Origin of the sequence: Pseudomonas sp. T1.Ur (assembly GCF_023516725.1) — a bacterium.
In the GTDB taxonomy this organism is placed as follows: domain Bacteria; phylum Pseudomonadota; class Gammaproteobacteria; order Pseudomonadales; family Pseudomonadaceae; genus Aquipseudomonas; species Aquipseudomonas alvandae.
Genome location: NZ_JAMGSN010000001.1, coordinates 6,075,821 through 6,100,846 on the forward strand (window position 1 = coordinate 6,075,821; position 25,026 = coordinate 6,100,846).

At 61.0% G+C, this 25,026-nt stretch carries 20 protein-coding genes, 1 pseudogene and 1 riboswitch; of the genes and pseudogenes, 10 read left to right on the forward strand and 11 right to left on the reverse strand.

Annotation, left to right across the window (positions count from 1 at the left end):
- The first annotated feature begins 410 nt into the window (after nt 1-410).
- Together M8Q45_RS26950 and M8Q45_RS26955 are read left to right on the forward strand one after the other, a co-directional pair.
- Nucleotides 411-962: a cytochrome b gene (locus M8Q45_RS26950; RefSeq protein ID WP_249877080.1), complete on the forward strand. Its 552-nt coding sequence runs from the start codon at nt 411-413 to the stop codon at nt 960-962.
- A 32-nt stretch (nt 963-994) separates the two neighbouring features.
- Nucleotides 995-1,576, forward strand: coding sequence for a YceI family protein (locus M8Q45_RS26955; protein WP_249877081.1), 582 nt, complete (start codon nt 995-997; stop codon nt 1,574-1,576).
- A gap of 242 nt (nt 1,577-1,818) precedes the next feature.
- Here M8Q45_RS26955 and rhlE2 read toward each other — a convergent pair whose 3' ends face one another.
- The 4 genes and pseudogenes from rhlE2 to ahcY form a co-directional block, all read right to left on the reverse strand.
- Complete coding sequence (gene rhlE2 / locus M8Q45_RS26960; RefSeq protein WP_249877082.1) at nt 1,819-3,693, reverse strand: RNA helicase RhlE2; 1,875 nt, start codon at nt 3,691-3,693, stop codon at nt 1,819-1,821.
- 230 nt (nt 3,694-3,923) lie between these two features.
- A pseudogene (locus tag M8Q45_RS26965) lies at nt 3,924-4,732 on the reverse strand (substrate-binding periplasmic protein); the annotation flags it as partial.
- A 133-nt stretch (nt 4,733-4,865) separates the two neighbouring features.
- The gene (metF, locus tag M8Q45_RS26970) at nt 4,866-5,711 is read right to left on the reverse strand and encodes a methylenetetrahydrofolate reductase [NAD(P)H] (RefSeq protein ID WP_249877084.1); all 846 of its coding nucleotides are present in this window, start codon (nt 5,709-5,711) and stop codon (nt 4,866-4,868) included.
- Nucleotides 5,712-5,898: 187 nt separating this feature from the next.
- Nucleotides 5,899-7,308 (reverse strand): adenosylhomocysteinase, encoded by a 1,410-nt coding sequence (ahcY, locus tag M8Q45_RS26975; RefSeq protein WP_249877085.1) that lies wholly within the window; start codon nt 7,306-7,308, stop codon nt 5,899-5,901.
- 23 nt (nt 7,309-7,331) lie between these two features.
- Nucleotides 7,332-7,438, reverse strand: a riboswitch (S-adenosyl-L-homocysteine riboswitch).
- Between the two features lie 173 nt (nt 7,439-7,611).
- On the opposite strand from ahcY, the gene M8Q45_RS26980 reads away from it, so the two are divergent.
- Both M8Q45_RS26980 and M8Q45_RS26985 read left to right on the forward strand, forming a co-directional pair.
- Nucleotides 7,612-8,013 carry an acyl-CoA thioesterase gene (locus M8Q45_RS26980; protein ID WP_003206420.1) on the forward strand — a complete coding sequence of 134 codons (402 nt, stop codon included), beginning with the start codon at nt 7,612-7,614 and terminating at the stop codon, nt 8,011-8,013.
- A gap of 189 nt (nt 8,014-8,202) precedes the next feature.
- On the forward strand, nt 8,203-9,084 hold the full coding sequence (locus M8Q45_RS26985) for a formate/nitrite transporter family protein (protein WP_249877086.1): 882 nt from the start codon (nt 8,203-8,205) through the stop codon (nt 9,082-9,084).
- Between the two features lie 39 nt (nt 9,085-9,123).
- Here the strand turns inward: M8Q45_RS26985 and M8Q45_RS26990 are convergent, their stop codons facing one another.
- Nucleotides 9,124-11,052, reverse strand: coding sequence for a patatin-like phospholipase family protein (locus M8Q45_RS26990; protein WP_249877087.1), 1,929 nt, complete (start codon nt 11,050-11,052; stop codon nt 9,124-9,126).
- A gap of 238 nt (nt 11,053-11,290) precedes the next feature.
- A complete protein-coding gene (locus M8Q45_RS26995) occupies nt 11,291-12,451 on the reverse strand; it encodes an MFS transporter (protein ID WP_249877088.1) in 1,161 nt (386 codons plus the stop codon).
- A gap of 357 nt (nt 12,452-12,808) precedes the next feature.
- Between M8Q45_RS26995 and M8Q45_RS27000 the strand changes: the two genes are divergently transcribed.
- On the forward strand, nt 12,809-13,642 hold the full coding sequence (locus M8Q45_RS27000; RefSeq protein WP_249877089.1) for an EamA family transporter: 834 nt from the start codon (nt 12,809-12,811) through the stop codon (nt 13,640-13,642).
- 50 nt (nt 13,643-13,692) lie between these two features.
- Nucleotides 13,693-14,076: an MAPEG family protein gene (locus M8Q45_RS27005; RefSeq protein WP_249877090.1), complete on the forward strand. Its 384-nt coding sequence runs from the start codon at nt 13,693-13,695 to the stop codon at nt 14,074-14,076.
- 136 nt (nt 14,077-14,212) lie between these two features.
- On the opposite strand, the gene mltA is transcribed toward M8Q45_RS27005, so the two are convergent.
- Nucleotides 14,213-15,400 carry a murein transglycosylase A gene (mltA, locus tag M8Q45_RS27010; RefSeq protein ID WP_249877091.1) on the reverse strand — a complete coding sequence of 396 codons (1,188 nt, stop codon included), beginning with the start codon at nt 15,398-15,400 and terminating at the stop codon, nt 14,213-14,215.
- A gap of 122 nt (nt 15,401-15,522) precedes the next feature.
- On the opposite strand from mltA, the gene M8Q45_RS27015 reads away from it, so the two are divergent.
- Nucleotides 15,523-15,972: a c-type cytochrome gene (locus tag M8Q45_RS27015; RefSeq protein ID WP_249877092.1), complete on the forward strand. Its 450-nt coding sequence runs from the start codon at nt 15,523-15,525 to the stop codon at nt 15,970-15,972.
- A gap of 81 nt (nt 15,973-16,053) precedes the next feature.
- On the opposite strand, the gene M8Q45_RS27020 is transcribed toward M8Q45_RS27015, so the two are convergent.
- Together M8Q45_RS27020 and ligB are read right to left on the reverse strand one after the other, a co-directional pair.
- Nucleotides 16,054-16,449 (reverse strand): DUF1090 domain-containing protein, encoded by a 396-nt coding sequence (locus M8Q45_RS27020; RefSeq protein ID WP_249877093.1) that lies wholly within the window; start codon nt 16,447-16,449, stop codon nt 16,054-16,056.
- A gap of 87 nt (nt 16,450-16,536) precedes the next feature.
- The gene (gene ligB, locus M8Q45_RS27025; RefSeq protein WP_249877094.1) at nt 16,537-18,210 is read right to left on the reverse strand and encodes an NAD-dependent DNA ligase LigB; all 1,674 of its coding nucleotides are present in this window, start codon (nt 18,208-18,210) and stop codon (nt 16,537-16,539) included.
- A gap of 205 nt (nt 18,211-18,415) precedes the next feature.
- On the opposite strand from ligB, the gene M8Q45_RS27030 reads away from it, so the two are divergent.
- A complete protein-coding gene (locus M8Q45_RS27030; RefSeq protein ID WP_249877095.1) occupies nt 18,416-19,036 on the forward strand; it encodes a LysE family translocator in 621 nt (206 codons plus the stop codon).
- 270 nt (nt 19,037-19,306) lie between these two features.
- Here M8Q45_RS27030 and metK read toward each other — a convergent pair whose 3' ends face one another.
- Together metK and M8Q45_RS27040 are read right to left on the reverse strand one after the other, a co-directional pair.
- Nucleotides 19,307-20,497, reverse strand: coding sequence for a methionine adenosyltransferase (metK, locus tag M8Q45_RS27035; RefSeq protein ID WP_030137860.1), 1,191 nt, complete (start codon nt 20,495-20,497; stop codon nt 19,307-19,309).
- Nucleotides 20,498-20,516: 19 nt separating this feature from the next.
- A complete protein-coding gene (locus M8Q45_RS27040) occupies nt 20,517-21,512 on the reverse strand; it encodes an ArsR/SmtB family transcription factor (protein WP_249877096.1) in 996 nt (331 codons plus the stop codon).
- Nucleotides 21,513-21,767: 255 nt separating this feature from the next.
- On the opposite strand from M8Q45_RS27040, the gene tkt reads away from it, so the two are divergent.
- Nucleotides 21,768-23,765: a transketolase gene (gene tkt, locus M8Q45_RS27045; RefSeq protein ID WP_249877097.1), complete on the forward strand. Its 1,998-nt coding sequence runs from the start codon at nt 21,768-21,770 to the stop codon at nt 23,763-23,765.
- A 199-nt stretch (nt 23,766-23,964) separates the two neighbouring features.
- Entirely contained in the window at nt 23,965-25,020 is a 1,056-nt protein-coding gene (gene epd, locus M8Q45_RS27050) for an erythrose-4-phosphate dehydrogenase (RefSeq protein ID WP_249877098.1), read from the forward strand.
- The last annotated feature ends 6 nt before the right edge of the window (nt 25,021-25,026 follow it).

The window sequence follows — 25,026 nt, forward strand, 5'->3', positions numbered from 1 at the left end:
TTTTTTTCAGGCTCATTCAAGAGAAGCGATGGCCCCGTGGCGAGGGAGCTTGCTCCCGCTCGGCTGCGAAGCAGTCGTGGATTGGAGGGTGCGGTGTGCCTGATAATCTGCACTCGACGGGTTTTGGGGCCGCTTCGCCCGAAGCGTCGGACCGTCCCAGCGGGAGCAAGCTCCCTCGCCACGGGTTTATCGAAGCCCTCAGGTGAACAGCACTCGCTATGAGTCCATTTCACCTTGCGGACCATGCCCGCTTCCCCTCGCCACCACGCAACGCATCCGCTTTAATCTTTCCTTAACCCGCCCCCTCCAGATTGATGATCGTATTTCTCGATATTTCAAAGCGAAAATTTCCGCTTTAAATCGATAGATAACTCGCTAGTCTTGGTCAAAGTTTTTACAGGATATGAGCAATGCAGCTACGCAACTCTTCTTCTCGCTATGGCTGGGTCAGCATCGTTTCGCATTGGGCCGTTGCCCTGGCGGTGTACGGGTTGTTTGCGCTGGGCCTGTGGATGGTCGGGTTGGACTACTACAGTTCCTGGCGCAAAGACGCGCCGGAGCTGCACAAGAGCATCGGCCTGGTGCTGTTGGCGGTAATGGTGCTGCGAGTGCTCTGGCGTTTTGTCAGCCCGCCGCCACCGACCCTGGAAACCTACGGGCGACTGACTCGTGTAGGCGCCAAGCTTGGCCATAGCGCACTGTATCTCGGGCTGTTCGCCGTGATGATCGCCGGCTACCTGATTTCCACCGCAGACGGTGTCGGGATCTCGGTGTTTGGTCTGTTTGACGTACCCGCGCTGGTGTCCGGACTGCCCGACCAGGCAGACGTCGCCGGCCAGATCCACCTGTACCTCGCATGGGCGCTGGTAATTTTTTCCGGCCTCCATGCGTTGGCAGCATTGAAACACCACTTTATCGACCGTGACGCGACCCTCAAGCGCATGCTGGGGCGCCAAGCCTGATGTTCAACCTCGACTCCAAAGGAATAGAAAGCATGTTGAAAAAGACGCTCGCCGCCCTGGCAATCGGTTCTGCCCTGCTGTCCGCCGGCCAGGCCATGGCTGCCGACTACGTGGTCGACAAGGAAGGCCAGCACGCCTTCGTTGATTTCAAGATCAGCCACCTGGGCTACAGCTACATCACCGGTACCTTCAAGGACATCGACGGCAAGTTCAGCTTCGACGCCGCCAAGCCTGAAGCCAGCAAGATCGAGTTCAACGTCAACACCGCCAGCGTGTTTACCAACCACGCCGAGCGCGACAAGCACATCGCCAGCGCTGATTTCCTGAACGCCAGCAAATTCGGCAAGGCCACCTTCGTGTCCACCAGCGTCAAGTCCACCGGCGCAAACACCGCCGATGTGACCGGTGACCTGACCCTGCTGGGCGTGACCAAGCCGGTCGTGGTCAAGGCTACTTTCCTGGGCGAAGGCAAGGATCCATGGGGCGGCTACCGTGCCGGCTTCGAAGGCACTACCACCATCAAGCGTTCCGACTTTGGCAAGCAGAAAGACCTGGGTCCAAAATCCGATGTGGTCGAGCTGTACGTTTCGTTTGAAGGTGTCAAAGCGAAGTAACGTTCGCGCCTGACAAAAAACGCCCCTGGTCTTGCGGCCAGGGGCGTTTTTTATTGCACCGAATTTGGGCATACAAAGGCCCCTGTGGGAGCGAGCTTGCCCGCGATAGCGATGCTCCAGTCAACATCAATGTGACGGGACTGCCGCGATCGCGAGCAAGCTCGCTCCCACATTTGGTCTTGCTTCGGGCCAAAAAAAGCCCCGGGTCGCGAGACCAGGGGCTTTTTAACAGCTTCGAAAACTCAGCGATTGCGTGTCAGCAAGGCCGGTTTTTCGCCACGCGGACGGCTTGGCAGTTGATCCAGCTGTTCAGGCGTCGGGAAACGATCGGTTTTCGATTCCTTGTGGATGATTTTCGGCTGGTTGCCACGCGGGTTCTGCACCGCGGGCTCCTGGCGAGCCTGGTCGTCGCCACGGGCTGGGCGTCGTGGACGGGAGTCTTCACGACGGGCCTGGCCGTCACGTGGCGCACCGTTGCGCGGGCCGTTGCGCTTGGCCGGTGGGGTGCCGGTGGACGAGCCGTTGCTGTTGCGCGGTCCGTTCTGGCGACCTTGTGGCTGACCACCGCGTGGTGCGCCTGAACCTGCGCCTTGTGCCGGGGCGCCTGGGCGGCGACCGCGGCCTGCGGCCGGCTTCTGCTGGGGTACGTAGTCGACGCGGTTGCCGAAATTGTCGATATCGTCGTCCAGGAACTCGTCCGGGGCGCGATCAGCCGGGCCGCGATCGGCGGCGGCGCGAGGTGCCGGGCGCTGCTGCTCGCGGGCTGGGGAGCCTTCGCGGGGTTTCTGCTCGCGGGCCGGGCGTTCGCCGCGACCGTTGCTGGCCGGCTTTTCCTTGCCCTTGTCCTTGCCTTTGTCCTTGCGACCACCACCGCTGCCATTCGGGCCATCGCCACGCGGGCCTCGTGGATTACGCGGGTTGCGCACGTCCGGACGCTCGCGCACTTCAGGCTTCTCGGCCTCGATCGTGCTGGCATCGAAGCCCATCAGGTCGCCGTCGGGAATCTTCTGCTTGGTCATGCGCTCAATGCTCTTGAGCAGCTTTTCCTCGTCCGGCGCGACCAGGGAAATCGCTTCGCCCGAACGACCGGCCCGGCCAGTACGGCCGATGCGGTGGACATAGTCTTCATCGACGTTCGGCAACTCGAAGTTGACGACGTGGGGCAACTGGTCGATGTCCAGGCCGCGGGCGGCGATGTCGGTGGCCACCAGGATGCGCACTTCGCCAGCCTTGAAGTCAGCCAAGGCCTTGGTACGAGCGTTCTGGCTCTTGTTGCCATGGATCGCCACGGCGGGCAGGCCGTGTTTGTCCAGGTACTCGGCCAGGCGGTTGGCGCCATGCTTGGTGCGGGTGAAAACCAGGACCTGTTCCCAGGCGCCCGTGGTGATCAGGTGCGCCAGCAGGGCACGCTTGTGGCTGGCAGGAAGGCGGAATACGCGTTGTTCAATGCGCTCGACCGTGGTGTTCGGCGGCGTGACTTCGATGCGTTCCGGGTTGTGCAACAGCTTGCCGGCCAGGTCGGTGATGTCCTTGGAGAAGGTCGCCGAAAACAGCAGGTTCTGGCGCTTGGCTGGAAGGCGGGCCAGGACTTTCTTCACATCATGGACAAAACCCATGTCGAGCATGCGGTCGGCTTCGTCCAGCACGAGGATTTCCACGTGGGACAGATCGACGCTGCCTTGCCCGGCGAGGTCCAGCAGGCGACCGGGGCAGGCCACCAGCACGTCGACGCCGCGCGCCATGGCCTGGACCTGCGGGTTCATGCCGACACCGCCAAAAATGCAGGCACTGACGAATTTCAGGTCGCGAGCGTAGACCTTGAAGCTCTCGTGCACCTGGGCCGCCAGTTCGCGGGTAGGCGTCAGGACCAGTACGCGCGGTTGGCGCGGGCCATGACGCTGGGATTTGTCCGGGTGACCGTTCGGGAACAGCCGCTCCAGGATTGGAAGGGCGAAACCGCCGGTCTTGCCCGTACCTGTCTGTGCGGCGACCATCAGGTCGCGACCTTGCAACACGGCGGGGATGGCCCGCTGTTGCACCGGGGTAGGCTGGGTGTAGCCGGCGGCTTCGATGGCGCCGACTAAAGCCTCGGAGAGACCGAGGGAAGCAAAGGACATGAGTAATCCTGTTTTTAGTGAGGGCCTGGCCCAATGGGATAGTCTTGCCTGGCGTGAATGCGGTCGATCAGAGACCTCATCCCGTCCGGTCCTGCCGGGTCTGGAAGACAAGTCCGGACAGGGCTCGCGCGGGCTGGAAGCTGCGCTGTAGCGGTGTCGGGATGCCTTTTGCAAGACCGGGCGTCCGGGCGTGAGCCTGGCGGGAAGGCCGGAGTATAACAGAGCAATCGCCTTGCGCTGCTTTCCTGCTGCTCAACGGCGTATTTCAGCGTGGCACGGTGTCGCGCGGCGCAACGTTGGCAGTGGTGCCCGCGCCATATCGAGCGCTCAGTTCGGCGTAGGCCGGCTCATGCTTGAAACGCTTGAGTTCAGCGCCGAAGCGTTGCACGAGCAAATCCATGCCGGCCTTGCGCCGTACCGCCAGGTATTGGCTTTGACGGCTGACGACCAAAGGGTTCTCCGTGATCTGGTCGCCTAGTTGCAGCGCCTTGAGTACATGTCGGCCCACCCGGCGGTCGGTAATGAGCAGGTCGATCCGACCCAATTGCAATTTGCCGAAGTTGGCTTCGTGAGTGGGCGCAGTCTCCCGTTTGAATCGGGACGATTCCCTGAAGGCCTCGCTATACAGATAGCCTGGCGAGGTCCCCACGGTCAGTCCATCGAGTTCATCGAGCGTACGAAATGGATGAGGCCGGGCATTGGCATAGAACATCACAAACTCGACGTCCGACAGCGGTTCGCTGGGGTAAAGCAGCAGGGCGTCGCGCTCGTCGCTGTGGAAGATGTCCAGCGCACCGTCCGCCAACCCTTGTTCCAGCATCGCCAGGCAGCGCTTCCAGGGCAGCAGTTGCCATTCGACGTCGATGCCCAGGCGCTTGAAGACGATGGCTGTTGTTTCATAGTCCAAGCCGAGGATCTTGCCGTTTTCCTCGTAGACATAGGGGGCCCAGGGTTCGGTGACAATGCGCAACTTCTCGGCCTGGGCAGCGAAGCTCAGGCACAAGAGAAAAAGTGTCGTTAAACGGGCGATTACAGGCATGACCGGAGGTTACGACGAGAGCCTGTCAAATAGCTAGAGCGCTCTGGCACGCGGGCTGGGGGCTTCGCTTGGACTGGACCAAAAAAGGCCCTGGTTGTGCCAGGGCCTTTGCGTATATCACCTCAAGTTGGCTTTAACGCGGCAGCTTGAGATTGTTCCACACCGCGAGGCTAGGCTCTGCCTGGTTCAGGGTATAGAAGTGCAGCCCCGGTGCGCCGCCTTGTAGCAAGCGTTCACACATCTGCGTGATGACCTCTTCACCGAAGCGCTGGATGCTGGCGGTGTCGTCGCCGTAGGCTTCCAGTTGCTTGCGGATCCAGCGCGGGATCTCCGCGCCGCAGGCATCAGAGAAGCGTGCCAGCTTGCTGTAGTTGGTGATTGGCATGATTCCCGGCACTACCGGAATCTCGACGCCCATCTGGCGAACGCGTTCGACAAAATAGAAATAGCTGTCGGCGTTGAAGAAATACTGGGTGATTGCGCTGCTGGCGCCGGCGTTGGCCTTGCGCACGAAGTTGCGCAAATCATCTTCGAAATTGCGCGCCTGGGGGTGCATCTCCGGATAAGCGGCGATTTCAATGTGAAAGTGCTCGCCGGTTTCTTCGCGAATGAACTCAACCAGCTCATTGGCGTGGCGCAGCTCGCCGCTGGCCATGCCCATGCCCGACGGCAGGTCGCCGCGCAGGGCTACGATGCGCTTGATCCCTGCGGCCTTGTATTGGGCCAGCAGGCTGCGCAGGTCGTCCTTGCTGTCACCCACGCAGGACAAGTGCGGCGCGGCCGGGACTTTGACTTCGCTTTCGAGCTGCAGCACGGTATTCAGCGTACGGTCACGGGTCGAACCGCCGGCGCCGTAGGTGCAGGAGAAAAAATCAGGGTTGTAGCTTGCCAGCTGGCGAGCAGTGGCGATCAGCTTTTCATGCCCAGCATCGGTCTTCGTCGGGAAGAACTCGAAGCTGTAGCGACGGTCTTGGGACATGGTCGGGGCTCCCAGCGGCAAGCTGCAAGCCATAAGCTGCAAGAGGGCGGTGCGCCGAATTCCAGTGCTTATAAGCTTGCAGCTCGCGGCTGCGTAATTGCGATAAAGAAGTAAGCCCCAAGCCTCAAATCGCAAGTAAACAACCTGCTCTTACTTGCCGCTTGAAGCTCAAGGCTTGCAGCTGCTGTCAATACCTATAAGCGTGCGGCTTGAACGGACCTTCGACGGTAACGCCGATGTAGTCAGCCTGTTGCTTGGTCAGCTTGGTGACCACGCCGCCGAAACCGCGGACCATTTCCAGGGCCACTTCTTCGTCGAGTTTCTTCGGCAATACTTCCACGGTCAGGCGCTCGGCTTTCTGGGCTGGCGACAGGTCGGCATATTTCTGGCCGAACAGGAAGATCTGGGCCAGGACCTGGTTGGCGAACGAACCGTCCATGATGCGGCTCGGGTGACCGGTGGCATTGCCCAGGTTAACCAGGCGGCCTTCGGCCAGCAGGATCAGGTAGTCGTCGTTCTGTGGGTCGAAGCTGCCAGCGCCAGTGCGGTGAACCTTGTGGACCTGTGGCTTCACTTCTTCCCATGCCCAGTTCTTGCGCATGAAAGCGGTGTCGATTTCATTGTCGAAGTGACCAATGTTGCAGACCACGGCGCGCTTTTTCAGGGCCTTGAGCATGTTGGCATCGCAGACATTGACGTTGCCGGTGGTGGTCACGATCAGGTCGATCTTGCCCAGCAGGGCCTTGTCGATGCTGCCCTCGGTGCCGTCGTTGATCCCGTCGATGAACGGCGAAACCAGCTCGAAGCCGTCCATGCAGGCTTGCATGGCGCAGATCGGGTCGACTTCGGAGACCTTGACGATCATGCCTTCCTGGCGCAGGGACTGGGCCGAACCCTTGCCCACGTCACCGTAGCCGATCACCAGCGCCTGCTTGCCCGACAACAGGTGGTCGGTGCCGCGCTTGATGGCGTCGTTGAGGCTGTGACGGCAGCCGTACTTGTTGTCGTTCTTGCTCTTGGTCACCGAGTCGTTGACGTTGATGGCCGGGATCTTCAGCTCGCCCTTGGCCAGCATGTCCAGCAGACGGTGTACGCCGGTGGTGGTTTCTTCGGTCACGCCGTGGACCTTGTCCAGTACGGCCGGGTATTTCTTGTGCAGCAGCTCGGTCAGGTCGCCGCCGTCGTCGAGGATCATGTTGGTGTCCCATGGCTGGCCATCCTTGAGGATGGTCTGCTCCAGGCACCACTCGTACTCTTGCTCGGTCTCGCCTTTCCAGGCGAACACCGGGATACCGGCAGCGGCGATGGCGGCAGCGGCCTGGTCCTGGGTCGAGAAAATGTTGCAGGACGACCAGCGCACTTCGGCACCCAGGGCAACCAGGGTTTCGATCAGCACGGCGGTCTGGATGGTCATGTGGATGCAGCCGAGGATTTTTGCGCCTTTCAATGGCTGTTCGCCAGAGTATTTGCGACGCAGGCCCATCAGGGCTGGCATTTCGGATTCGGCGATGATGATTTCGCGACGGCCCCAGGCAGCCAGGGACATGTCGGCGACTTTGTAGTCGGTAAAATCGGCAGGCGTGATAACAGCGCTCATGAAGAGTCTCCATTCGTAATGTATGCGAATGGGCGCCGTTGTGCGTTTAGTGCCTGTACGAGGAGCCCCGTACGGGCAACGCCCCATCCGAGCCTGACAGGTCGAGCCTGCTGCAGCGCCCCTCGGACAGGTGGCGGGAGCGGCCCAAAGCGTGGGCCGATGAAACGGGGGCGATTATAGCTGGCTTTGACTGGATAGTTGCAAGGGGGCAGCGACAAGCTGCAAGCTGTAAGCCGCAAGTTAAAAGCGCAAATGCTCTTTTCTTGCCGCTTGAAGCTTAAAGCTTGCCGCTCAGGAGCCATCATGAATTTCCACACCCGCAAATGGGTCAAGCCCGAAGACCTCAATCCCAACGGCACACTGTTCGGCGGCAGCCTGTTGCGCTGGATCGACGAAGAGGCGGCCATCTATGCCATCGTCCAACTGGGTAACCAGCGCGTGGTCACCAAGTACATCTCGGAAATCAATTTCGTCAGTGCTTCGCGCCAGGGCGACATCATTGAACTGGGCATCACCGCCACCGAGTTCGGTCGCACCTCCATCACCCTGACGTGCGAAGTGCGCAACAAGATCACCCGCAAGAGCATCCTGACCGTGGAGAAGATGGTCTTCGTCAACCTCGGCGAAGACGGCCTGCCCGCGCCTCACGGGCGGACCGAGATCAAATACGTCAAGGATCAGTTCAAGGATGCTGTCGTCGAGTGAGATCGGCGGCGCTGCTATCGCGAGCAAGCTCGCTCCCACAAGGGGCCCGGGGTGATCACCCGATTTGTGTTCACCGCCGTCCCCCTGTGGGAGCGAGCCTGCTCGCGATAGCGGTTTCAGGCTGAGGTCACTGAACAGCGCGGATCGCCGCGTGTCGTAGGTACATCACGCCACCGGTTCAGGAGCTGTATGGACACCCATGAAGAAGGCAAGACCCCTGACCTTTCAGCCCAGGAACAGCACGAAGTCGACCGCAACCAGCCCCCGCGGGCTGCGGTGCTGCACGAAATCATCCGCACCCAGGGCAATCAGGAGCTGGAGCGCAGTATCGCCGCGCTCTGGTGGTCGGCCCTGGCGGCGGGTTTAACCATGGGCCTGTCGCTGATGGCGATGGGGTTGCTCAACTCCCGGCTGCCGGACCACGAAGGCTTCAAGGTGATCGCCAGTTTCGGTTACTGCGCCGGCTTTCTTGCGGTGATCCTGGCCCGCCAGCAACTGTTCACAGAAAACACCCTGACCGCCGTGCTGCCGATCATGAGCAACCCCACGCTGGGTAACTTCGGCCGGCTGTTGCGGCTCTGGGGCGTGGTGCTGGTGGGCAACCTGTGCGGCACCTTGCTGGTGGCCTACGTGATGTTGCACTTGCCGATCTTCGATCAGCGCACCGACCAGGCTTTCCTGGAAATCGGCCGCAAGGTCATGGAAAACGACACCGGCCAGATGTTCGCCAAGGGCATCATTTCCGGCTGGATGATCGCCACCATGGTCTGGATGATCCCGTCCATGGAAAGCGCCAAGATGTGGATCATTATCTTGATCACCTACCTCATGGCGCTTGGGGATTTCACCCACATCGTCGTCGGTTCGGCCGAAGTGTCGTACCTGGTGTTCGCCGGCCAGTTGTCCTGGGAGGACTTCTGGATGGTGTTTGCCGGGCCGACGTTGGCAGGCAACATCGTCGGTGGAAGTTTTATCTTTGCGTTGATCAGCCATGCACAGATTCGCAGTGAGGTTGGCCTGCCCAAAGACAAACCATCCGCTGCGCCTGCGCAGCGCAGCGACTCCGAGTAGGCAGGAGCCTGATCCCAGGCTCTCAGGCCTGAGCGGTGGTTATTTGAATTGCATGTTGCGCAGGGTCTCGCGAGTTTGTGACTTGGGATTGAGCATCCCCGTGTAGCGCGACTTGTAGTTCGCGATAACCCGCTCAAGCGAGTCATTGAACGCCTGGTGGCTGCGAGCCTCCTTCAGGTCTCGAATGGTACCTTGGATCAGTTTGATGTTCGCATCGGGCTGGCCGCCGAAAAAAAGCGCGGGATTGAGCGCGTGCTGCACGACGTTATGGATGCGCGTGGCAAGGTCGTGCAGGTGCATTTTCTCGACAGCGTGACCGGTCACCTCGGAAATGGCGCTGGGCGCGCCTCTGTCCCACTCGGCGGCGGCCTGGAGGAACTGCATGAAGTCCGGGTCATTGCCGTGATTGAGGCGTTTTGCCAGCCATTCCAGCCTGCCGGACTGGTCCGCAAGCTGATCGAGGGTCCAGATGGCCATGTGCATCTGTGGGGTAGGTTCAAGTTTGGTGGATGCCTTGTTGGCCTCTTGGATCGCTTCCTTCAATTGCGTCAACGCCCGTTGTGCGTGGTGCCTGAAGGTGATCGCCTCGGCGCAGGTTTCGTCGTCCTCCAGTTCTATGCTCAGTTGCTCGAACTCTTTGTCGCCCAACGCCAGCAGGGCGTCCTCGATCGAGGCAAACGAAAAGGTTTGTTGAGTGGCGTTGTGCTCTTTCAGGTGGGTTTGGACTTTCTTGCGCAGTTCATCCTGGAGATGATCCTTGATCTCCTTGGACATGCTGAAGTTGACTGTCCCGCTCAACAGGCCGCTGTAATCACCTTTATTGGATTTCAGCGGCACGACGACGGTCTGGTCGGCAAAGCGCTTCAGTTGTTCGGCATTCCATACAGAGCTGGCCGTATGGGGTGCATCGAGAAATCTGTCGATCAGGGCCGTGACGCCCGTGCCTCGCTGGTTTTGCTGGTTCGATTCTTCCGCCTCGAATACCAGAATCAAAGACTCGCTGTCCGGGATCGGGCTCATGGAGGTCGCCGGCTTATAGATGTCAGGTACCGGTGTGTTGTTCAGGATGCCGCCATCGGCACATGCCGTGGTTTCAATGCGTTTCTCGTCGTTCTGTTGGAAGGGTAGTCCTTGCTGCGTCAGCTTGCTGAACACCACCGGCAGCGACGCGGAGATATGCGCGGCCACGGCAATGTCCATGTCAGGCGTGGTTTGCTCGCTGAACACCACTAATTGCGTGCCTTCCTCGAACATGCCGGTGCCGGTGATTTCCACGGTCTTGATCTGTAGGATTTCTTTGCTCAGGACGGCCAGGTCGGCGAAGGTGACGTATTGGTTCTTTTCCACATTGGCTACGGCTTGTTGTGCCTCTTTGGAAAGAGGTTCCGGGTGATCTTTGCAGCGTTGCAGAAGCGCCTTGCAGGATTCCTCCCGAATCAAGTTCTCCAGCGGCATCCCCTTGGAACCCAGGCGCGGCAACAGATCACACAGCAATTGCGCCAGCGGAACGTTTTTCAGTTTTTCGCCCAGCTTCGACGAGACATTCTGGAGTGCTTTGACGATAACGTTGGTGCTGTCGAGCAAGGACGTGAGGGGAATATCGTCAAGGATCTGGTCGAAACGCGCATGACTCATGCCGCTGGCGAGTACGGCGGCCGAGATGGCCCCCGCAGAGGAGCCTGAAATCGTTCTGATATTGTCCATGAGGCCGTTGGCTTCGAGGGTTTTGAGGAGTCCGGAATAGGCCACTCCCTTGGCGCCACCGCCACTGAGGATCAGGTCGCTAATGGTAGGGCGATTCATAGTGACTTCGATGCTACCGTCGCCATGTCGAATGATGGATATAGACCGGTCTGTAGCGCGGTCAACCAGTAGGCGGGCATCTCCGGGATTCGCCTGTTTTACGGTATGGTCGCTGTTCTTGGAAAAGCTAAGGGAGAGAGATTGTTGCGAGATTGGGCCTAGCATTCTGGTCGTCCTTGTACTTGGGGGGACCGAACTCTAAGCAAAATTACCCGGCTGATTGCCTTGCGACTCAAATGGACATACATCCGTCGGCTGCAAACTGCCCTCGGCGGATTTCAATGGCAAGCGCTCTGGAACAAGGCTTTTGGAGGATAGGTAAAAACAGCCCGCATGAATGGGGAAAATTTCGCAATGAACGCGTCGCCCATTCACTCATGGGCAGGGCCGATTTCCCAGCCTCTCAAACAACGACGGCCGCCAGGCGTCGTTGCCGATGGATAAAGAACAAGGCGGTCAATACCGTGAGGCCGCTGACGAATGCCCCGGTCCACGGCAAATCCGCCAGGTCGGCACCACTGGCGACGACCAACCCACCCATCCACGCCCCGGCCGCGTTGCCGAGGTTGAAGGCACTCTGGTTCAGGGTCGAGCCGAGGTTCGGCGCCTCAAAGGCCTGGTCTATGATCAGCAGTTGCAGGATCGGGCACAGGGCAAAGGCGAAGATGCCCCACAGCACCAAGGTGATCGCCGCCGGAATCACCGACTGGCTGGTCTGGCTGAACGCGGCCAGCACCAGCACCACGGCCAGGGCCATGCCCACCAGCGAAGGCAGCAGGCGTCGGTCCGCCAGGCGCCCGCCGAGGAAACTGCCTGCTGTCAGGCCCACACCGAACAACAGCAGCATGACGGTGATGCCGTGGGGGCTGACACCGGTGATGTCCTGAAGAATCGGCGCGATGTAGGTGAACACGCTGAACAAGCTGGTGGAGGCCAGTACGCTCATGCCCAGGGCCAGCAACACGTTGACCTTGCCCAGCACCTTGAATTCGCTGGCCAGGTTGGCCCTCTCCATGGGGATTTCCTTGGGCAGCCAGACCCATTGGGCGATGGCGGCGATCACGCCGATCACCGATACCGCCCAGAACGTCGAACGCCAGCCGGCGTATTGCCCCAAAGCCGTGCCCAGCGGTACGCCCAGCACGTTTGCCAGGGTCAGGCCGGTGAACATCATGGCAATCGCCTGGGCCCGTTTGTTCGGCGCCACCAACCCGGCCGCCACCACCGAACCGATGCCAAAGAACGCTCCGTGGCACAGCGCAGTAATGACCCGGGCGGCCATCAGCGTGGTGTAGTTCGGGGCCAGGGCACACAGCACATTGCCGAGGATGAACATCAGCGTCATGCCCAGCAACGTGGCCTTGCGCGGCATGTTCGCGGTGCCGATCGCCAGGATCGGCGCGCCAAATACCACCCCCAGGGCATAACCGGTGATCAACAGCCCGGCCTGGGGAATGCTCACGGCCAGGTCCCGGGCGACATCGGGCAGCAGCCCCATGATGACGAATTCAGTCGTGCCGATGCCGAAAGCGGCGACGGCCAAAGCAAGCAAAGCAAGTGGCATGCGCAAGGTCTCTGTCTGTAGTCTTGACGCTCGGATCAGGCATACGCATGCCGGCGCCTTGGTTCGATTGAACGGGCGGCAGGCAGAATTATTGGTATTGATCTATGCGCAACTGAAGTGCGGCGTGGTCGGTTTGCAGTATAAACGATAGCGGATCAATTCATGAGTCTTACTGAGCGTAGGAGCTGTAGGAGCTGTAGGAGCTGTAGGAGCTGTCGAGTGCAACGAGGCTGCGATCTTTTGATCTTTCACTCCAGACTCAATTGTCAGTGGAAAGATCGCAGCCTCGTTGCACTCGACAGCTCCTACGGCTCCTACGGCTCCTACGGGGCGGTGGGACAAGACAAGGAGCGTGCCGTGCTGGCAACGGTGTTGGTATTGGTCGCGGCGCTGTTGCATGCGGCATGGAATACGCTGATCAAGTTCAGCGGCGAGCGGTGGCTGGTGGTGGCGTGCATGGACACTGTCGCGTTGCTGTTCGTGGCATTGGCGGTGGGCTTCGTGGAATGGCCGCCGCTGGAAATCTGGCCATGGATCCTGGCGTCGGCTGCATTCGAACTGTTGTACCGCTATTTGCTGATCCAGGCTTATCGGGTCGGTGACCTGGGCCTGGTCTATCCCTTGATGCGCGGCCTCTCTCCGCTCGTGGTGCTGGCCCTGACGCTGATGTTTGCCGGTGAAGTCCTGACGACGCAACAGATCATCGGCATCCTGCTGATACCGTTCGGCATGCTGTGCCTGTTGTGGCAGGGCGGTGGTGGCGAGCGGCTGCCCTGGTCGATGCTGCCGGTGGTCGCGCTGATCGGCCTGTGCATCGGCGGCTACACCTTCATCGATGGCCAGGCCCTGCGCCGCTGGCCTCATCCGCTGGATTACCTGGTCTGGATCACGCTGCTCAGTGCCTGGCCGTTTCCTCTGTTGGCGCTGGTCGGCAAACGACCGGCGTTCATGCTGTTCTGGCGTGAACAGTGGCGCTTGGGGCTGGCGGTCGGGTTCTGTGTATTGTTCAGCTACGCTCTGGTGCTGTGGGCGATGCAACTGGGCTCGATCGCCGAAGCGGCGGCGCTGCGGGAGATCAGCGTGATGCTGGTGGTGCTCTTCGGCATGCGCTACCTGAAAGAACCTTTCGGCCGGCCGCGACTCTTAGCCTGCGGGCTGGTGCTGGTTGGCATGCTGGTCATGAAATTCTAAGCAATGGCCGACTCTCGATTCTCTATAAAACTCAAAAAGGAAAATGCGGTATGACGGTTGCCCTGTGGTGTGTTTTGATCGCTTTCATCCTGCCTTACCTGTGTATCGGCATCGCCAAGGCGGGTGGAAGATACAGGCTGCAGGATAACCACGACCCCCGGGACTTTCTCGACTCACTTGAAGGCGCTCCCCGGCGTGCCTATGCCGCGCAATTGAACAGTTTCGAGATCGCCCCGTTCTTTGCCGCAGCGGTGATCGTCGCGCACCTGGCCGGTAACGCCGAACTGGTGACGATCAACGTGCTGGCGGTACTGTTCATCACCAGTCGCCTGCTCTACATCATTTGCTATCTGGCGGACTGGGCGATCCTGCGTTCGCTGGTGTGGTTCGTGGGGGTGGGGTTGGTGCTGAGTTTCTTTTTTGTTTCGGTCTGAATCTGGCTGGTGAATTTCTGGCGTCTGTGCGGGCCTCTTCGCGAGCAAGCTCGCTCCCACAGTTGATCTGGGTGAATACCTATTTTGTGTACACACCCGATCCAAAGTGGGGGCGAGCCTGCTCGCGATTGGGATTCTAGGGATTGGCGGTAACGGCGTTCGCCACCTGCGGCACTTGCGGCAACGCCATGCCCTTGGGCCAGAGCATCCAGATCTGCCCCTGTTGCTTCATGTCCCCGGCCAGTTGCCCGGCCGTTTCGCCCGTGCCCCAGAACAAGTCGGCCCTTACTTCGCCGGCAATGGCCCCGCCCGTATCCTGGGCGGCGACGGGGCGGTTCAAGGCGCTGCCGTCGGGGCGTGTGGTGGACAGCCACAACAGGCTGCCCAACGGAATGACCTTGCGATCTACCGCTACGCTGTAGCCGGCGGTGAGCGGTACGTTCAACGAGCCTCGCGGGCCTTCGTTGCTGTCGGGGTTGCGGTTGAAGAACACATAGCTGGGGTTGCTGCCCAGCAATTCAGGAATGCGGTGGGGGTTGGCCTTGGCCCAGGCGCTGATGGTGCCCATGGTCACGTCTTCCTTTTTCAGCTCCCCCTGTTCAACCAACCAGCGGCCAATGGGCCGATACGGGTGGCCGTTCTGGTCGGCATAGCCGATGCGCACCTGGCGGCCGTCATCAAGCCGAATGCGTCCCGAACCCTGGATCTGCAGGAATTGCAGGTTCATCGGGTCCGTCAGCCAGGCGATAACCGGCGCCTTCACGCCCTTGGTTTCGATGGTGGCGGCGTCGTCGTAAGGCTTGAGCACCCGGCCTTCGAGGCGACCGCGCAGGCGCTTGCCCTTCAGCTCCGGATAAATGCTGTCCAGGGACACGATGATCATGTCGTCCGGTACGCCATAGACCGGAATATTCGCCTTCGCGGTCTGGGTGAGGCTGCCGGGGTAGACCGGCTCGTAGTAGCCGGTAATCAGGCCGTTGGGGCTGTTATCGCCCGAGCGCAGGCCATAGACGTCCAGGTTCTGCTTCAAGAAATTGCGCACGGCCTTTGCGGTTTGCGGCACATTGGCGGCAGCCGCGCAGGTTGGGCCCCAGGTTGCGTCTGCCTTGAGCCGGGTGCAAGCGCTGCGCCAGGCACCGAAGCCGGCCAGCAGGTCTTCATCGGATACCGCTGGCAGCGCATCCCAAGGGGCACTGGCATAAGTCGCGACGGCGTGCGTCTGGGGCTCTTCGACTTTTTCGCCGCGATTGCAGCCAGCCAGTAGCGCAATCAGCGGTAGGGTCAGTGCCAGGCCTTTGTGCCAGGGCTTGGTGCGGCTGTTCATGAAGATTTCCTTGTGGTTTCCCAGCGTTTTCAGGCGCTCGACAACCCGTAATGTTGATAGGGCCATTGGCCTTTGCCGATGACCCGAGGATACTGGCGGCCGTTTCCTGCCCCGAGGCCGAGATGTTTGTAAAACGATTTTCCGTGACCGTACTGGCCTGCTTGCTGCTGTCCGCTTGCGGCGGTGTCGATCCCAATTCTCCCCTGGGCCAGCGCAAGGCGATTTTCAAGCAGATGCTCAAGACCAACGAAGACTTGGGCGGCATGCTGCGCGGCCGCGTCCCGTTCGATGGCGCGCGTTTTGCCGAGGGTGCGGTAAAGCTGGATCAACTGTCCCGCGAGCCCTGGAAGCACTTTCCGCCAGTACGTGAAGCAGACCATACCAGCGCCACGGATGAGGTTTGGAAAAAACAGGCGCGCTTCCAGGAGCTGGCCCGTAACCTTGAGGCGGCGACCGGTGAATTGGTCACCGGAAGCCAAGTCCAGCCCTACAAGGCCAGCTATCTGGGCCCCGTGGTGCAAAAGGTCGAAGATGCGTGCAGTGCCTGTCATAAAGAGTTTCGGGATCATTGATGGTGGAGCAGCTGCAAGCTGAAAGCTGCAAGTGTGGCGCTTTGAACTTGCAGCTTGCAGCTAGAAACTTGCAGCTAGGCCCTACTTATCCAACTCATCCACGGCTTCCTGCAATTCCTTGCGGGACGCTGCCAGTTTGTCCTTGCGCTTGTTGATTCTTTCCGCGTCGCCTTTTTTCATCGCCTTGTCCAGGTCGGCCTGGCGACGACTGACTTCATGCTTGGCTTCGAGCACTTTGTTCTCGCGCTCCTTGCGCAGGGAGGCATCCGTGCAATGGGTCGTGACTTCGTCCAGTGCCGTTTCGAGGCCCGCCTGCTGTTCCTGGTTGCCCCGTGATTTGGCCAGTTCGATCTGATTGATGATGCCTTGGCGTTTGGCTGCGCAACCGGTGAGCTCCGGGGTTTGCTCGTCCGCCGATGAAAAGGTGGCCATGGCGCTGCATAGCACCAGCAGGGCAACAGAAGGCAGGAAATTCATAACAACTCCATAAAACTCGCGGGCGGTCGGTACAGATGCGCAGTTGGAACGCGTAGTCGCCCCTTGGGTTCAACCGTGGGGGGCGGATTAAAAACCATCGACCCCGGCGGTGCGTAATATCTCACTCAAGGCCAGCACCTGCGGGTCGCGAAAAAAAGCGCTCAGTTGCGCGGCGCGTCCCGGCCCGATGCCGGCTTCGGCTTGCCATTGTTCAGTGCTGCGTTCGGCCAGCGCCTGCCACGGCCCGTCCAGCCGCGCATTGGCAGTGGGCGGCAGGCCAAGGGCCTTTAGCCATTGACGAAAGGGCCGCTGCCGGGCGCTGTCGAGGCTGGCAAGCAGGCGGGCGCTGTTGCGCTCGCCGAAGCCGGCCATGGTAGCAAGCTCGGCGGCATCGAGGGTCAACCAATCCAGCAATCCGTCGAGTCGACCAGCGGCCAGGAGCTTTTCCCAGGTGCCGGGACCGACATGGGGCAGGGCGAGGCCATTCTTGCCGCTGAGCCAGTTCAGTCGCGCGAGGAATTGGCTCTCACAGCCGGGCGTCGGTCGCCAGCAGCTCAGGAAATGATGGTCGGCTGCGGCGGGCGCGTTGACTTCCTGGCGTTCGAGGCTGCGAAGGACGACCTCATCGAGGCGCGGGATGGTTAACCCGGCCAGGCTGATGGCGACCCGGTCGCCGGGTCGGATATCCATCTCTTCCCAGCGCTTGAGGGAGCTGACGCTCACCCGGCGAATCCATCGATCGTCGAGTCGGATGCGTTCAAGTTCCAGTACGGGGGTGATGCGTCCCGTGCGACCGATCTTGAAGTTGATCTTGCGGACTTCGGCCATGGCTTGGGCGTACGGGTATTTCCAGGCCACGCTCCAGAACGGTGCCCGGGCCTGCCAACGATCGGCCGGAGGGCGGCGGCTCTGGCGCAAGACGATCCCGTCGCTGGCGAATGGCAGCGGGGTGCGATACCAATGGTCACGCCACCGTTCGGCATCGGCGAGGTCCCGGACAGGTTGGTTGTAGTCGAGGGTGCCCGCGAAGCCCAGCTCATCCAGCGCGGCCATCCGCTCGGTCAGGGTGGCTGGCCCTTCAGGCCAGTCCCAGACAAACAGGCCCGTATCAATCCCGTCCTGCGTCGTCAGGTTGCTGCGGGCCATCAAGCCCGCCATGGTCCCGCGGGCGTTTACGCTGCCACGGTCGGCCTGGACATGGGCCTCCTGGCGCCAGTACAACTCGCCCTGGACGACCAGGTCCACAGGCTGGCGCAGTCGCTGGGGAATGGCGCGGATCTTTCGCGAGTTAATGGTCCAGTCGTGCCCCAGGACGCCGTCACCGCGACTGATCGCCTGATACAGATGGCCCTTTCGATACACCAGCGTCACCGCCACGCCATCGACCTTCGGTTGGGCCCAGACGTCTTTTCGACCGCGCAGCCACGCACCGACGGCATCGGCATCCTTGAGTTTCTCCAGGCCGGTATGGACGACCGGGTGCCGCACCGTTCCGCCCGCTGAGCGCAGGGGATTATCGATTGCCGGAAGACTGAAGCAACTGCGCCACTGGCTCAACTGCGTGCGGGACTGATCGTAGAGTTCGTCGGCCACCTGGGATTGGCCGAGGCGGTGATAGCTGTCGTCCCATGTGTCGATTTGCTGTTGCAGCGCAGCGACTTCGGCGTGGGCACGCTCCGTGGGCCAGTCGGGACAAGGTGTGGCCATTGCGGGTATGGCGATGAATATCAGGCAGGCGATTGCATACAAAGACGGTGGCATCGAAGCATCCTTGCTGGGTTGGGTCCCTGAAGGCTAGCCACTGCGCGAAAAGTCGCGAGACCCATAGCGTTACCGGGTTTTGCGAAGCTGAAGGCGAAGGGCCGACGGTACAGTCCCGGCCGATCTGGCTGCGCAACTGTCCCTTGAACCCATCGATGAGCGGTGCACAATGGACGCTCGATCCGCTCTGCCAAGAGTGCAACCGATGGACCTGACGACCCTCGCTGTCTTCATCCCGGCCTGCTTCGCGCTGAACATGGCGCCGGGCCCGAACAACCTGCTGTCGATCAGCAACGCCTCGCGTTATGGCTTCGTCCGGGCGTGCAGTGGCGGTATCGGTCGACTGGTGGCCTTTGCCATCATGATTGCCCTGGCGGCGGTGGGGCTGACGGCGGTGCTGCACACCTCGGAACTGTTGTTCCTGGGCATCAAGCTGGTTGGCGCTGGCTATCTTTTCTACCTCGCCGTGCAGTTGTGGCGCGCGCAGCCTGAAACCAGTGGCGAGGCGACGAGCGTTTCCATGAGCATGGCCAGCCTGGCGCGCCAGGAGTTCCTGGTGGCGATCGGCAATCCGAAGGCGATCCTGTTGTTTACCGCGTTCCTGCCGCAATTCGTCGACCGTACAGGCACCGTCACTCAACAATTCGCCGTGCTGGGTGGTTTGTTCCTGGCACTGGAGTGCATCGCCATCGGCTTGTATTGCTACATGGGTATTTACGCGCGACGGCTGTTCGCCCGACCGAGTGGCAAGCGCCTGTTCAATCGGATGTGTGCGGGGCTGCTGGCCAGTGCGGCTTCGTTTTTGCTGGTGGCACGGCGGGCTTGAATATTGCGCTAAGCCTTTGTGGCGAGGGAGCTTGCCCCCGCTGGGGGGCGTTGTAGGAGCTGTCGAGTGCAACGAGGCTGCGATTTTTCTCCGGACACTTGAGTCTCAAGCGAAAGATCAAAAGATCGTCCGAACGCGGCCCGAGTCTTCGGCAGCTCCTACAGAGCCCAGCGGGAGCAAGCCCTCGCCACAGGCTTTGGTGGTGATCTTCAAGGCATGAAAAAGCCCCTGGCGAGCGAGTCGCCAGGGGCTTTTCTCTACACGCCGGTATTACAGGCCGGCAGCGGCGCGCAGGGCGTCGGCGCGGTCGGTTTTTTCCCAGGTGAACGTGGTGAAGGTGTCGTCGCCCACGGTCTTGGTCTGCGGCGTGCGACCGAAGTGGCCGTAGGCTGCGGTGTCCTGGTACATCGGGTGCAGCAGGTCAAGCATGGTGGTGATCGCGTATGGGCGCAGGTCGAACACTTCACGCACCAGCTGGATGATCTTGTCGTCGCCAATCTTGCCGGTGCCGAAAGTGTTCAGCGAAATCGACGTAGGCTGGGCGACGCCGATGGCGTAGGACACCTGGATCTCGCAACGCTCGGCCAGGCCGGCGGCAACGATGTTCTTGGCGACATAACGGCCGGCGTACGCCGCCGAACGGTCAACCTTGGACGGATCCTTGCCGGAGAACGCGCCGCCGCCGTGACGGGCCATGCCGCCGTAGCTGTCGACGATGATCTTGCGACCGGTCAGGCCGCAGTCGCCCACAGGGCCGCCAATGATGAATTGGCCGGTAGGGTTGATGTGGAACTGGGTGTCCTTGGACAGCAATTCGGCAGGCAGCACGTGCTTGACGATCAGCTCCATCACGCCTTCGCGCAGGTCTTTATAGGAGACTTCCGGGTTGTGCTGGGTCGACAGCACGACGGCGTCGATGCCAACGACCTTGCCGCCTTCATAACGGCAGGTCACTTGCGACTTGGCGTCCGGGCGCAGCCAAGGCAGCAGGCCGGATTTGCGGGCCTCGGCCTGACGCTGGACCAGCTGGTGCGAGAAGGTGATCGGTGCCGGCATCAATACGTCGGTTTCGTTGCTGGCGTAGCCGAACATCAGGCCTTGGTCGCCAGCGCCCTGATCTTCCGGCTTGGCGCGGTCAACGCCCTGGTTGATGTCCGGGGACTGCTTGCCGATGATGTTCATCACGCCGCAGGTCGCGCCGTCGAAGCCGACGTCGGAGCTGTTGTAGCCGATGCCGAGGATCACGTCGCGAACGATCTGTTCCAGGTCGACCCAGGCCGAGGTGGTGACTTCGCCGGCGATGATCGCCACGCCCGTTTTCACCAGAGTCTCGCACGCCACGCGGGCGAACTTGTCTTCAGCAATGATGGCGTCCAGCACCGCATCAGAAATCTGGTCGGCGATTTTGTCCGGATGCCCTTCAGACACGGACTCGGAGGTGAAAAGGGAGTATTCGCTCATCTCGATGTTTTCCTACAAGTTACCGATGGTGAGTGTCGCCAGCCGGCCGCTGAAAATGGCGGACCTGAATCTGGAAACCATTACGTAAGCCTACATAGAGGCTTTCCCCGGGCACGAGGCCCGCAGCGGTGGCCCAACGGGCCAGGTCGTCCTGTTCAAACCCCAGCCAGAGATCTCCGCAGGCCTCCTTGGCCCAACTCTGGTTGTGGCTGCATAACTCTGTCACCAACAGGCTACCGCCCGGTTGCAGCAGGTTGGCCATGTGCTTGAGCGCGTCGGCCGGTGCGGCAAAATGGTGAAGCACCATGTTCAATACAACGCAATCGGCCCGCAGGCTGACGCCGTTCAGGGCATCGGCCAGTTGCAGGCTGACATTAGCCAGGGATTCGCGTTCGCACACCTGGCGGGCCAGTTCGAGCATCGCCGGGCTGTTGTCCAGCGCGGTCACCTGATTGAAGCGCCGCGCCAGTTCCGGCAGGAAAGCGCCGTCGCCGGGGCCGACTTCTATCGCCGTGGCAGCTGGTCCGAAACTCAGTTTATCGAGCAGCGCCACCACACTGTCACGGTATTGCGGCAGCCCGGCGATCAAATCCTGCTGGGCGCGAAACTTCTCCGCCACCCGTGCGAAAAAATCCTGGCTGGCGGCGGCGCGTTGCCCGTGGACCTGGGCAATGCGGTCCTGCACATCCATCGGCAGGTCCAGCTCGTCCACTTCTTCGAGCAGCGCGGCGTGCAGCTTGCCACCCAGCAGCTCGGTGTGGGGCAGGGCGCGCCGATAGAAAATTGCGTTGCCTTCGCGACGTGTCGCCACCAGGTCGGCCTGGGCCAGTACCTTGAGGTGATGACTCATGCCAGATTGGCCGATGCCGAAGATCTGTGCCAGTTCCAGTACGCCGAACGAGTCGTTGGCCAGGGCGCGCAATACATTCAGGCGCAGCGGATCGCCGCCGGCCTTGCAAAGGGCCGCCAGCTCATCGCTGTCATCATGGCGAATGGAAGGCACGCGTAAATTCATAGGTCGGCAGTCTAGTGACGGGTCTGGCGCATCGCAAGGTCAATATCAAAAAGTTTTGATATTGCTCGATAAATGGCACTTCCAGCTGCGTGCTTGACTCTACCCACCATCAGCGGAAAGGTTTCACCTGGCCAATGCGACTTTATCCACCGCAAAATCGCCTTTGGACGAGTATCTGATTGCCCCGGGGCGGGTGGGTGAGGGAAAATGCTCGCCTTTTTTCAGTTTCGTTATTCAAAACCCAGGAGATCAGCGATGCCCAGCCGTCGTGAGCGTGCCAATGCCATTCGTGCCCTCAGCATGGATGCCGTGCAAAAAGCCAACAGCGGCCATCCCGGCGCCCCCATGGGTATGGCGGATATCGCCGAGGTGCTGTGGCGCGACTACCTCAAGCACAACCCGAGCAACCCTTCGTTCGCCGACCGTGACCGCTTCGTGCTGTCCAACGGCCACGGCTCGATGTTGATCTACTCGTTGCTGCACCTGACCGGTTATGACTTGTCGATCGATGACCTGAAGAACTTCCGCCAACTGCACAGCCGCACTCCGGGCCACCCGGAATACGGCTACACCCCTGGCGTGGAAACCACCACCGGCCCGCTGGGCCAAGGCCTGGCCAACGCCGTGGGCTTCGCCCTGGCGGAAAAAGTCCTGGCCGCGCAGTTCAACCGCCCGGGCCACAACGTTGTCGACCACCACACCTACGTTTTCCTGGGTGATGGCTGCATGATGGAAGGCATTTCCCATGAAGTCGCGTCCCTGGCCGGCACCCTGGGCCTGGACAAGCTGATCGCTTTCTACGATGACAACGGCATCTCCATCGACGGCGAAGTCGAAGGCTGGTTCACCGACGACACGCCCAAGCGCTTCGAAGCCTACAACTGGCTGGTGATCCGCAACGTCGACGGTCACGACCCGGAAGAAATCAAGATCGCCATCGAGACTGCCCGCAAGAGCGCTCAGCCAACCCTGATCTGCTGCAAGACCACCATCGGTTTTGGTTCGCCGAACAAGCAAGGCAAGGAAGACTGTCACGGCGCGCCATTGGGTGCCGAGGAAATCGCCCTGACCCGTGCCGCGCTGAAGTGGGAACACGGTCCGTTCGAAATCCCGGCCGACATCTATGCCGAATGGGACGCCAAGGAAAAAGGCCGCGCGGCCGAAGCCGAGTGGGACCAGCGCTTTGCTGCCTACTCCGCTGAATTCCCTGAGCAGGCCAACGAACTGGTGCGTCGCCTCAGCGGCGAGCTGCCGGCCGACTTCGCCGAGAAAGCCTCTGCCTACATCGCCGAGGTTGCCGCCAAGGGCGAAACCATCGCCAGCCGCAAGGCCAGCCAGAACACCCTGAATGCCTTCGGCCCGCTGCTGCCGGAACTGCTGGGCGGTTCGGCCGACCTGGCAGGCTCCAACCTGACCCTGTGGAAAGGTTGCAAAGGCGTGACGGCCGAAGACGCCAGCGGCAACTACATGTACTACGGCGTTCGCGAGTTCGGCATGAGCGCGATCATGAACGGCGTTGCCCTGCACGGCGGCCTGGTGCCTTACGGCGCGACCTTCCTGATGTTCATGGAATACGCTCGCAACGCCGTGCGCATGTCGGCCCTGATGAAAAAACGCGTGCTCTACGTGTTCACCCACGATTCCATCGGCCTGGGCGAAGACGGCCCGACTCACCAGCCGATCGAGCAACTGGCGAGCCTGCGCTGCACGCCGAACCTGGACACCTGGCGCCCATGCGACGCCGTGGAGTCGGCGGTGGCCTGGAAGTACGCCATCGAGCGCAACGATGGTCCATCGGCACTGATCTTCTCTCGCCAGAACCTGCAGCACCAAGTCCGTGATGCCGGCCAGATCGGCGACATCAGCCGTGGCGGCTATGTGCTCAAGGACTGCATCGGCGAACCTGAGCTGATCCTGATCGCCACCGGTTCGGAAGTCGGCCTGGCCGTCCAGGCCTACGACAAGCTGACCGAGCAAGGCCGCAACGTGCGCGTGGTGTCCATGCCATGCACCAGCGTGTTCGACGCCCAGGACGCCGGCTACAAGCAAGCGGTGTTGCCGCTGCAGGTCAGCGCGCGGATCGCCATTGAAGCCGCTCACGCCGATTACTGGTACAAGTACGTGGGCCTGGAAGGTCGCGTGATCGGCATGACCACCTACGGCGAATCGGCGCCTGCGCCAGCACTGTTCGAGGAGTTTGGCTTCACCCTGGAAAACATCCTGGGTCAGGCGGAAGAGCTGCTGGAAGACTAAGACACGACGCGGTGGTCGAGACCACCGCACTTCCTGTAGGCGCTGACGAGTGAAGCGAGGCTGCGATCTTTTGATCTTGATCTTTCGCTTGAGATTCAAGCGTCAGGGGAAAGATCGCAGCCTCGTTTCATTCGTCAGCTCCTACAGAGATTTGCGTGGTTAACACGAATTCGTTTCCCCGCGACTATCGAGAACCCCCATGCCCCAACCGCGTCCCTACAAAGTTGCACTCAACGGCTACGGCCGCATTGGCCGTTGCGTCTTCCGGGCGTTGTTCGAGCGAGGGGCGAAGGCCGGGTTCGAGATCGTGGCCATCAACGATCTGGCCGACATGGCCAGCATCGAATACCTGACACGCTTTGACTCCACCCATGGCCGGTTCCCCGGCGAAGTGCGGGTCGAGGGCGATTGTCTGCATATCAATGGCGACTGCGTGAAGGTCCTGCGCAGTGCTACCCCCGAAGGCATCGATTGGGCGTCCCTGGGCGTCGACCTGGTGCTTGAATGCTCCGGCGCCTACAACACCCGCGACGACGGTCAGCGTTTCATCGCCGCGGGCGCGCCACGGGTGCTGTTTTCCCAGCCGATGGCCAGCGAGGCGGACGTCGACGCCACCATCGTCTACGGCGTGAACCAGGATTGCCTGACCGGTGAAGAGCTCCTGGTGTCCAACGCGTCCTGCACCACCAACTGCGGCGTGCCGCTGTTGCGCCTGCTGGACCAGGCCATTGGCCTGGAATACGTGTCCATCACCACGATCCACTCGGCAATGAACGACCAGCCGGTCATCGACGCCTATCACCACGAGGACTTGCGCCGCACTCGCTCGGCGTTCCAATCGGTGATTCCGGTGTCCACTGGTCTGGCGCGTGGCATTGAACGGCTGTTGCCGGAACTTGCCGGGCGAATTCAGGCCAAAGCCGTGCGGGTGCCGACGGTAAACGTGTCTTGCCTCGACATCACGATGCAGACCGTGAGCGATACCGACGCCACCGAGGTCAACCGGATCCTGCGCGAAGCCGCCACCAGCGGTCCGCTCAAAGGCCTCCTGGCTTATACCGAGTTGCCTCACGCCAGTTGTGATTTCAACCACGACCCGCATTCGGCCATCGTCGATGCCAGCCAGACCCGCGTTTCCGGACCGAGGCTTGTGAACATCCTGGCCTGGTTCGACAACGAATGGGGTTTTGCCAATCGAATGCTGGACGTTGCCGAGCACTACCTGCAAACCGCTTCCAATAAACCTGCTCTCTAAACAGTT

Excerpts from the sequence above, each read along its gene's own strand:
- M8Q45_RS26950 (WP_249877080.1), top strand. The coding sequence starts at position 411 with ATGCAGCTACGCAACTCTTCTTCTCGCTATGGCTGGGTCAGCATCGTT.
- M8Q45_RS26955 (WP_249877081.1), top strand. The coding sequence starts at position 995 with ATGTTGAAAAAGACGCTCGCCGCCCTGGCAATCGGTTCTGCCCTGCTG.
- rhlE2 (WP_249877082.1), bottom strand. The coding sequence starts at position 3,693 with ATGTCCTTTGCTTCCCTCGGTCTCTCCGAGGCTTTAGTCGGCGCCATC.
- metF (WP_249877084.1), bottom strand. The coding sequence starts at position 5,711 with ATGTCCCAAGACCGTCGCTACAGCTTCGAGTTCTTCCCGACGAAGACC.
- ahcY (WP_249877085.1), bottom strand. The coding sequence starts at position 7,308 with ATGAGCGCTGTTATCACGCCTGCCGATTTTACCGACTACAAAGTCGCC.
- M8Q45_RS26980 (WP_003206420.1), top strand. The coding sequence starts at position 7,612 with ATGAATTTCCACACCCGCAAATGGGTCAAGCCCGAAGACCTCAATCCC.
- M8Q45_RS26985 (WP_249877086.1), top strand. The coding sequence starts at position 8,203 with ATGGACACCCATGAAGAAGGCAAGACCCCTGACCTTTCAGCCCAGGAA.
- M8Q45_RS26990 (WP_249877087.1), bottom strand. The coding sequence starts at position 11,052 with ATGCTAGGCCCAATCTCGCAACAATCTCTCTCCCTTAGCTTTTCCAAG.
- M8Q45_RS26995 (WP_249877088.1), bottom strand. The coding sequence starts at position 12,451 with ATGCCACTTGCTTTGCTTGCTTTGGCCGTCGCCGCTTTCGGCATCGGC.
- M8Q45_RS27005 (WP_249877090.1), top strand. The coding sequence starts at position 13,693 with ATGACGGTTGCCCTGTGGTGTGTTTTGATCGCTTTCATCCTGCCTTAC.
- mltA (WP_249877091.1), bottom strand. The coding sequence starts at position 15,400 with ATGAACAGCCGCACCAAGCCCTGGCACAAAGGCCTGGCACTGACCCTA.
- M8Q45_RS27015 (WP_249877092.1), top strand. The coding sequence starts at position 15,523 with ATGTTTGTAAAACGATTTTCCGTGACCGTACTGGCCTGCTTGCTGCTG.
- M8Q45_RS27020 (WP_249877093.1), bottom strand. The coding sequence starts at position 16,449 with ATGAATTTCCTGCCTTCTGTTGCCCTGCTGGTGCTATGCAGCGCCATG.
- ligB (WP_249877094.1), bottom strand. The coding sequence starts at position 18,210 with ATGCCACCGTCTTTGTATGCAATCGCCTGCCTGATATTCATCGCCATA.
- M8Q45_RS27030 (WP_249877095.1), top strand. The coding sequence starts at position 18,416 with ATGGACCTGACGACCCTCGCTGTCTTCATCCCGGCCTGCTTCGCGCTG.
- metK (WP_030137860.1), bottom strand. The coding sequence starts at position 20,497 with ATGAGCGAATACTCCCTTTTCACCTCCGAGTCCGTGTCTGAAGGGCAT.
- M8Q45_RS27040 (WP_249877096.1), bottom strand. The coding sequence starts at position 21,512 with ATGAATTTACGCGTGCCTTCCATTCGCCATGATGACAGCGATGAGCTG.
- tkt (WP_249877097.1), top strand. The coding sequence starts at position 21,768 with ATGCCCAGCCGTCGTGAGCGTGCCAATGCCATTCGTGCCCTCAGCATG.
- epd (WP_249877098.1), top strand. The coding sequence starts at position 23,965 with ATGCCCCAACCGCGTCCCTACAAAGTTGCACTCAACGGCTACGGCCGC.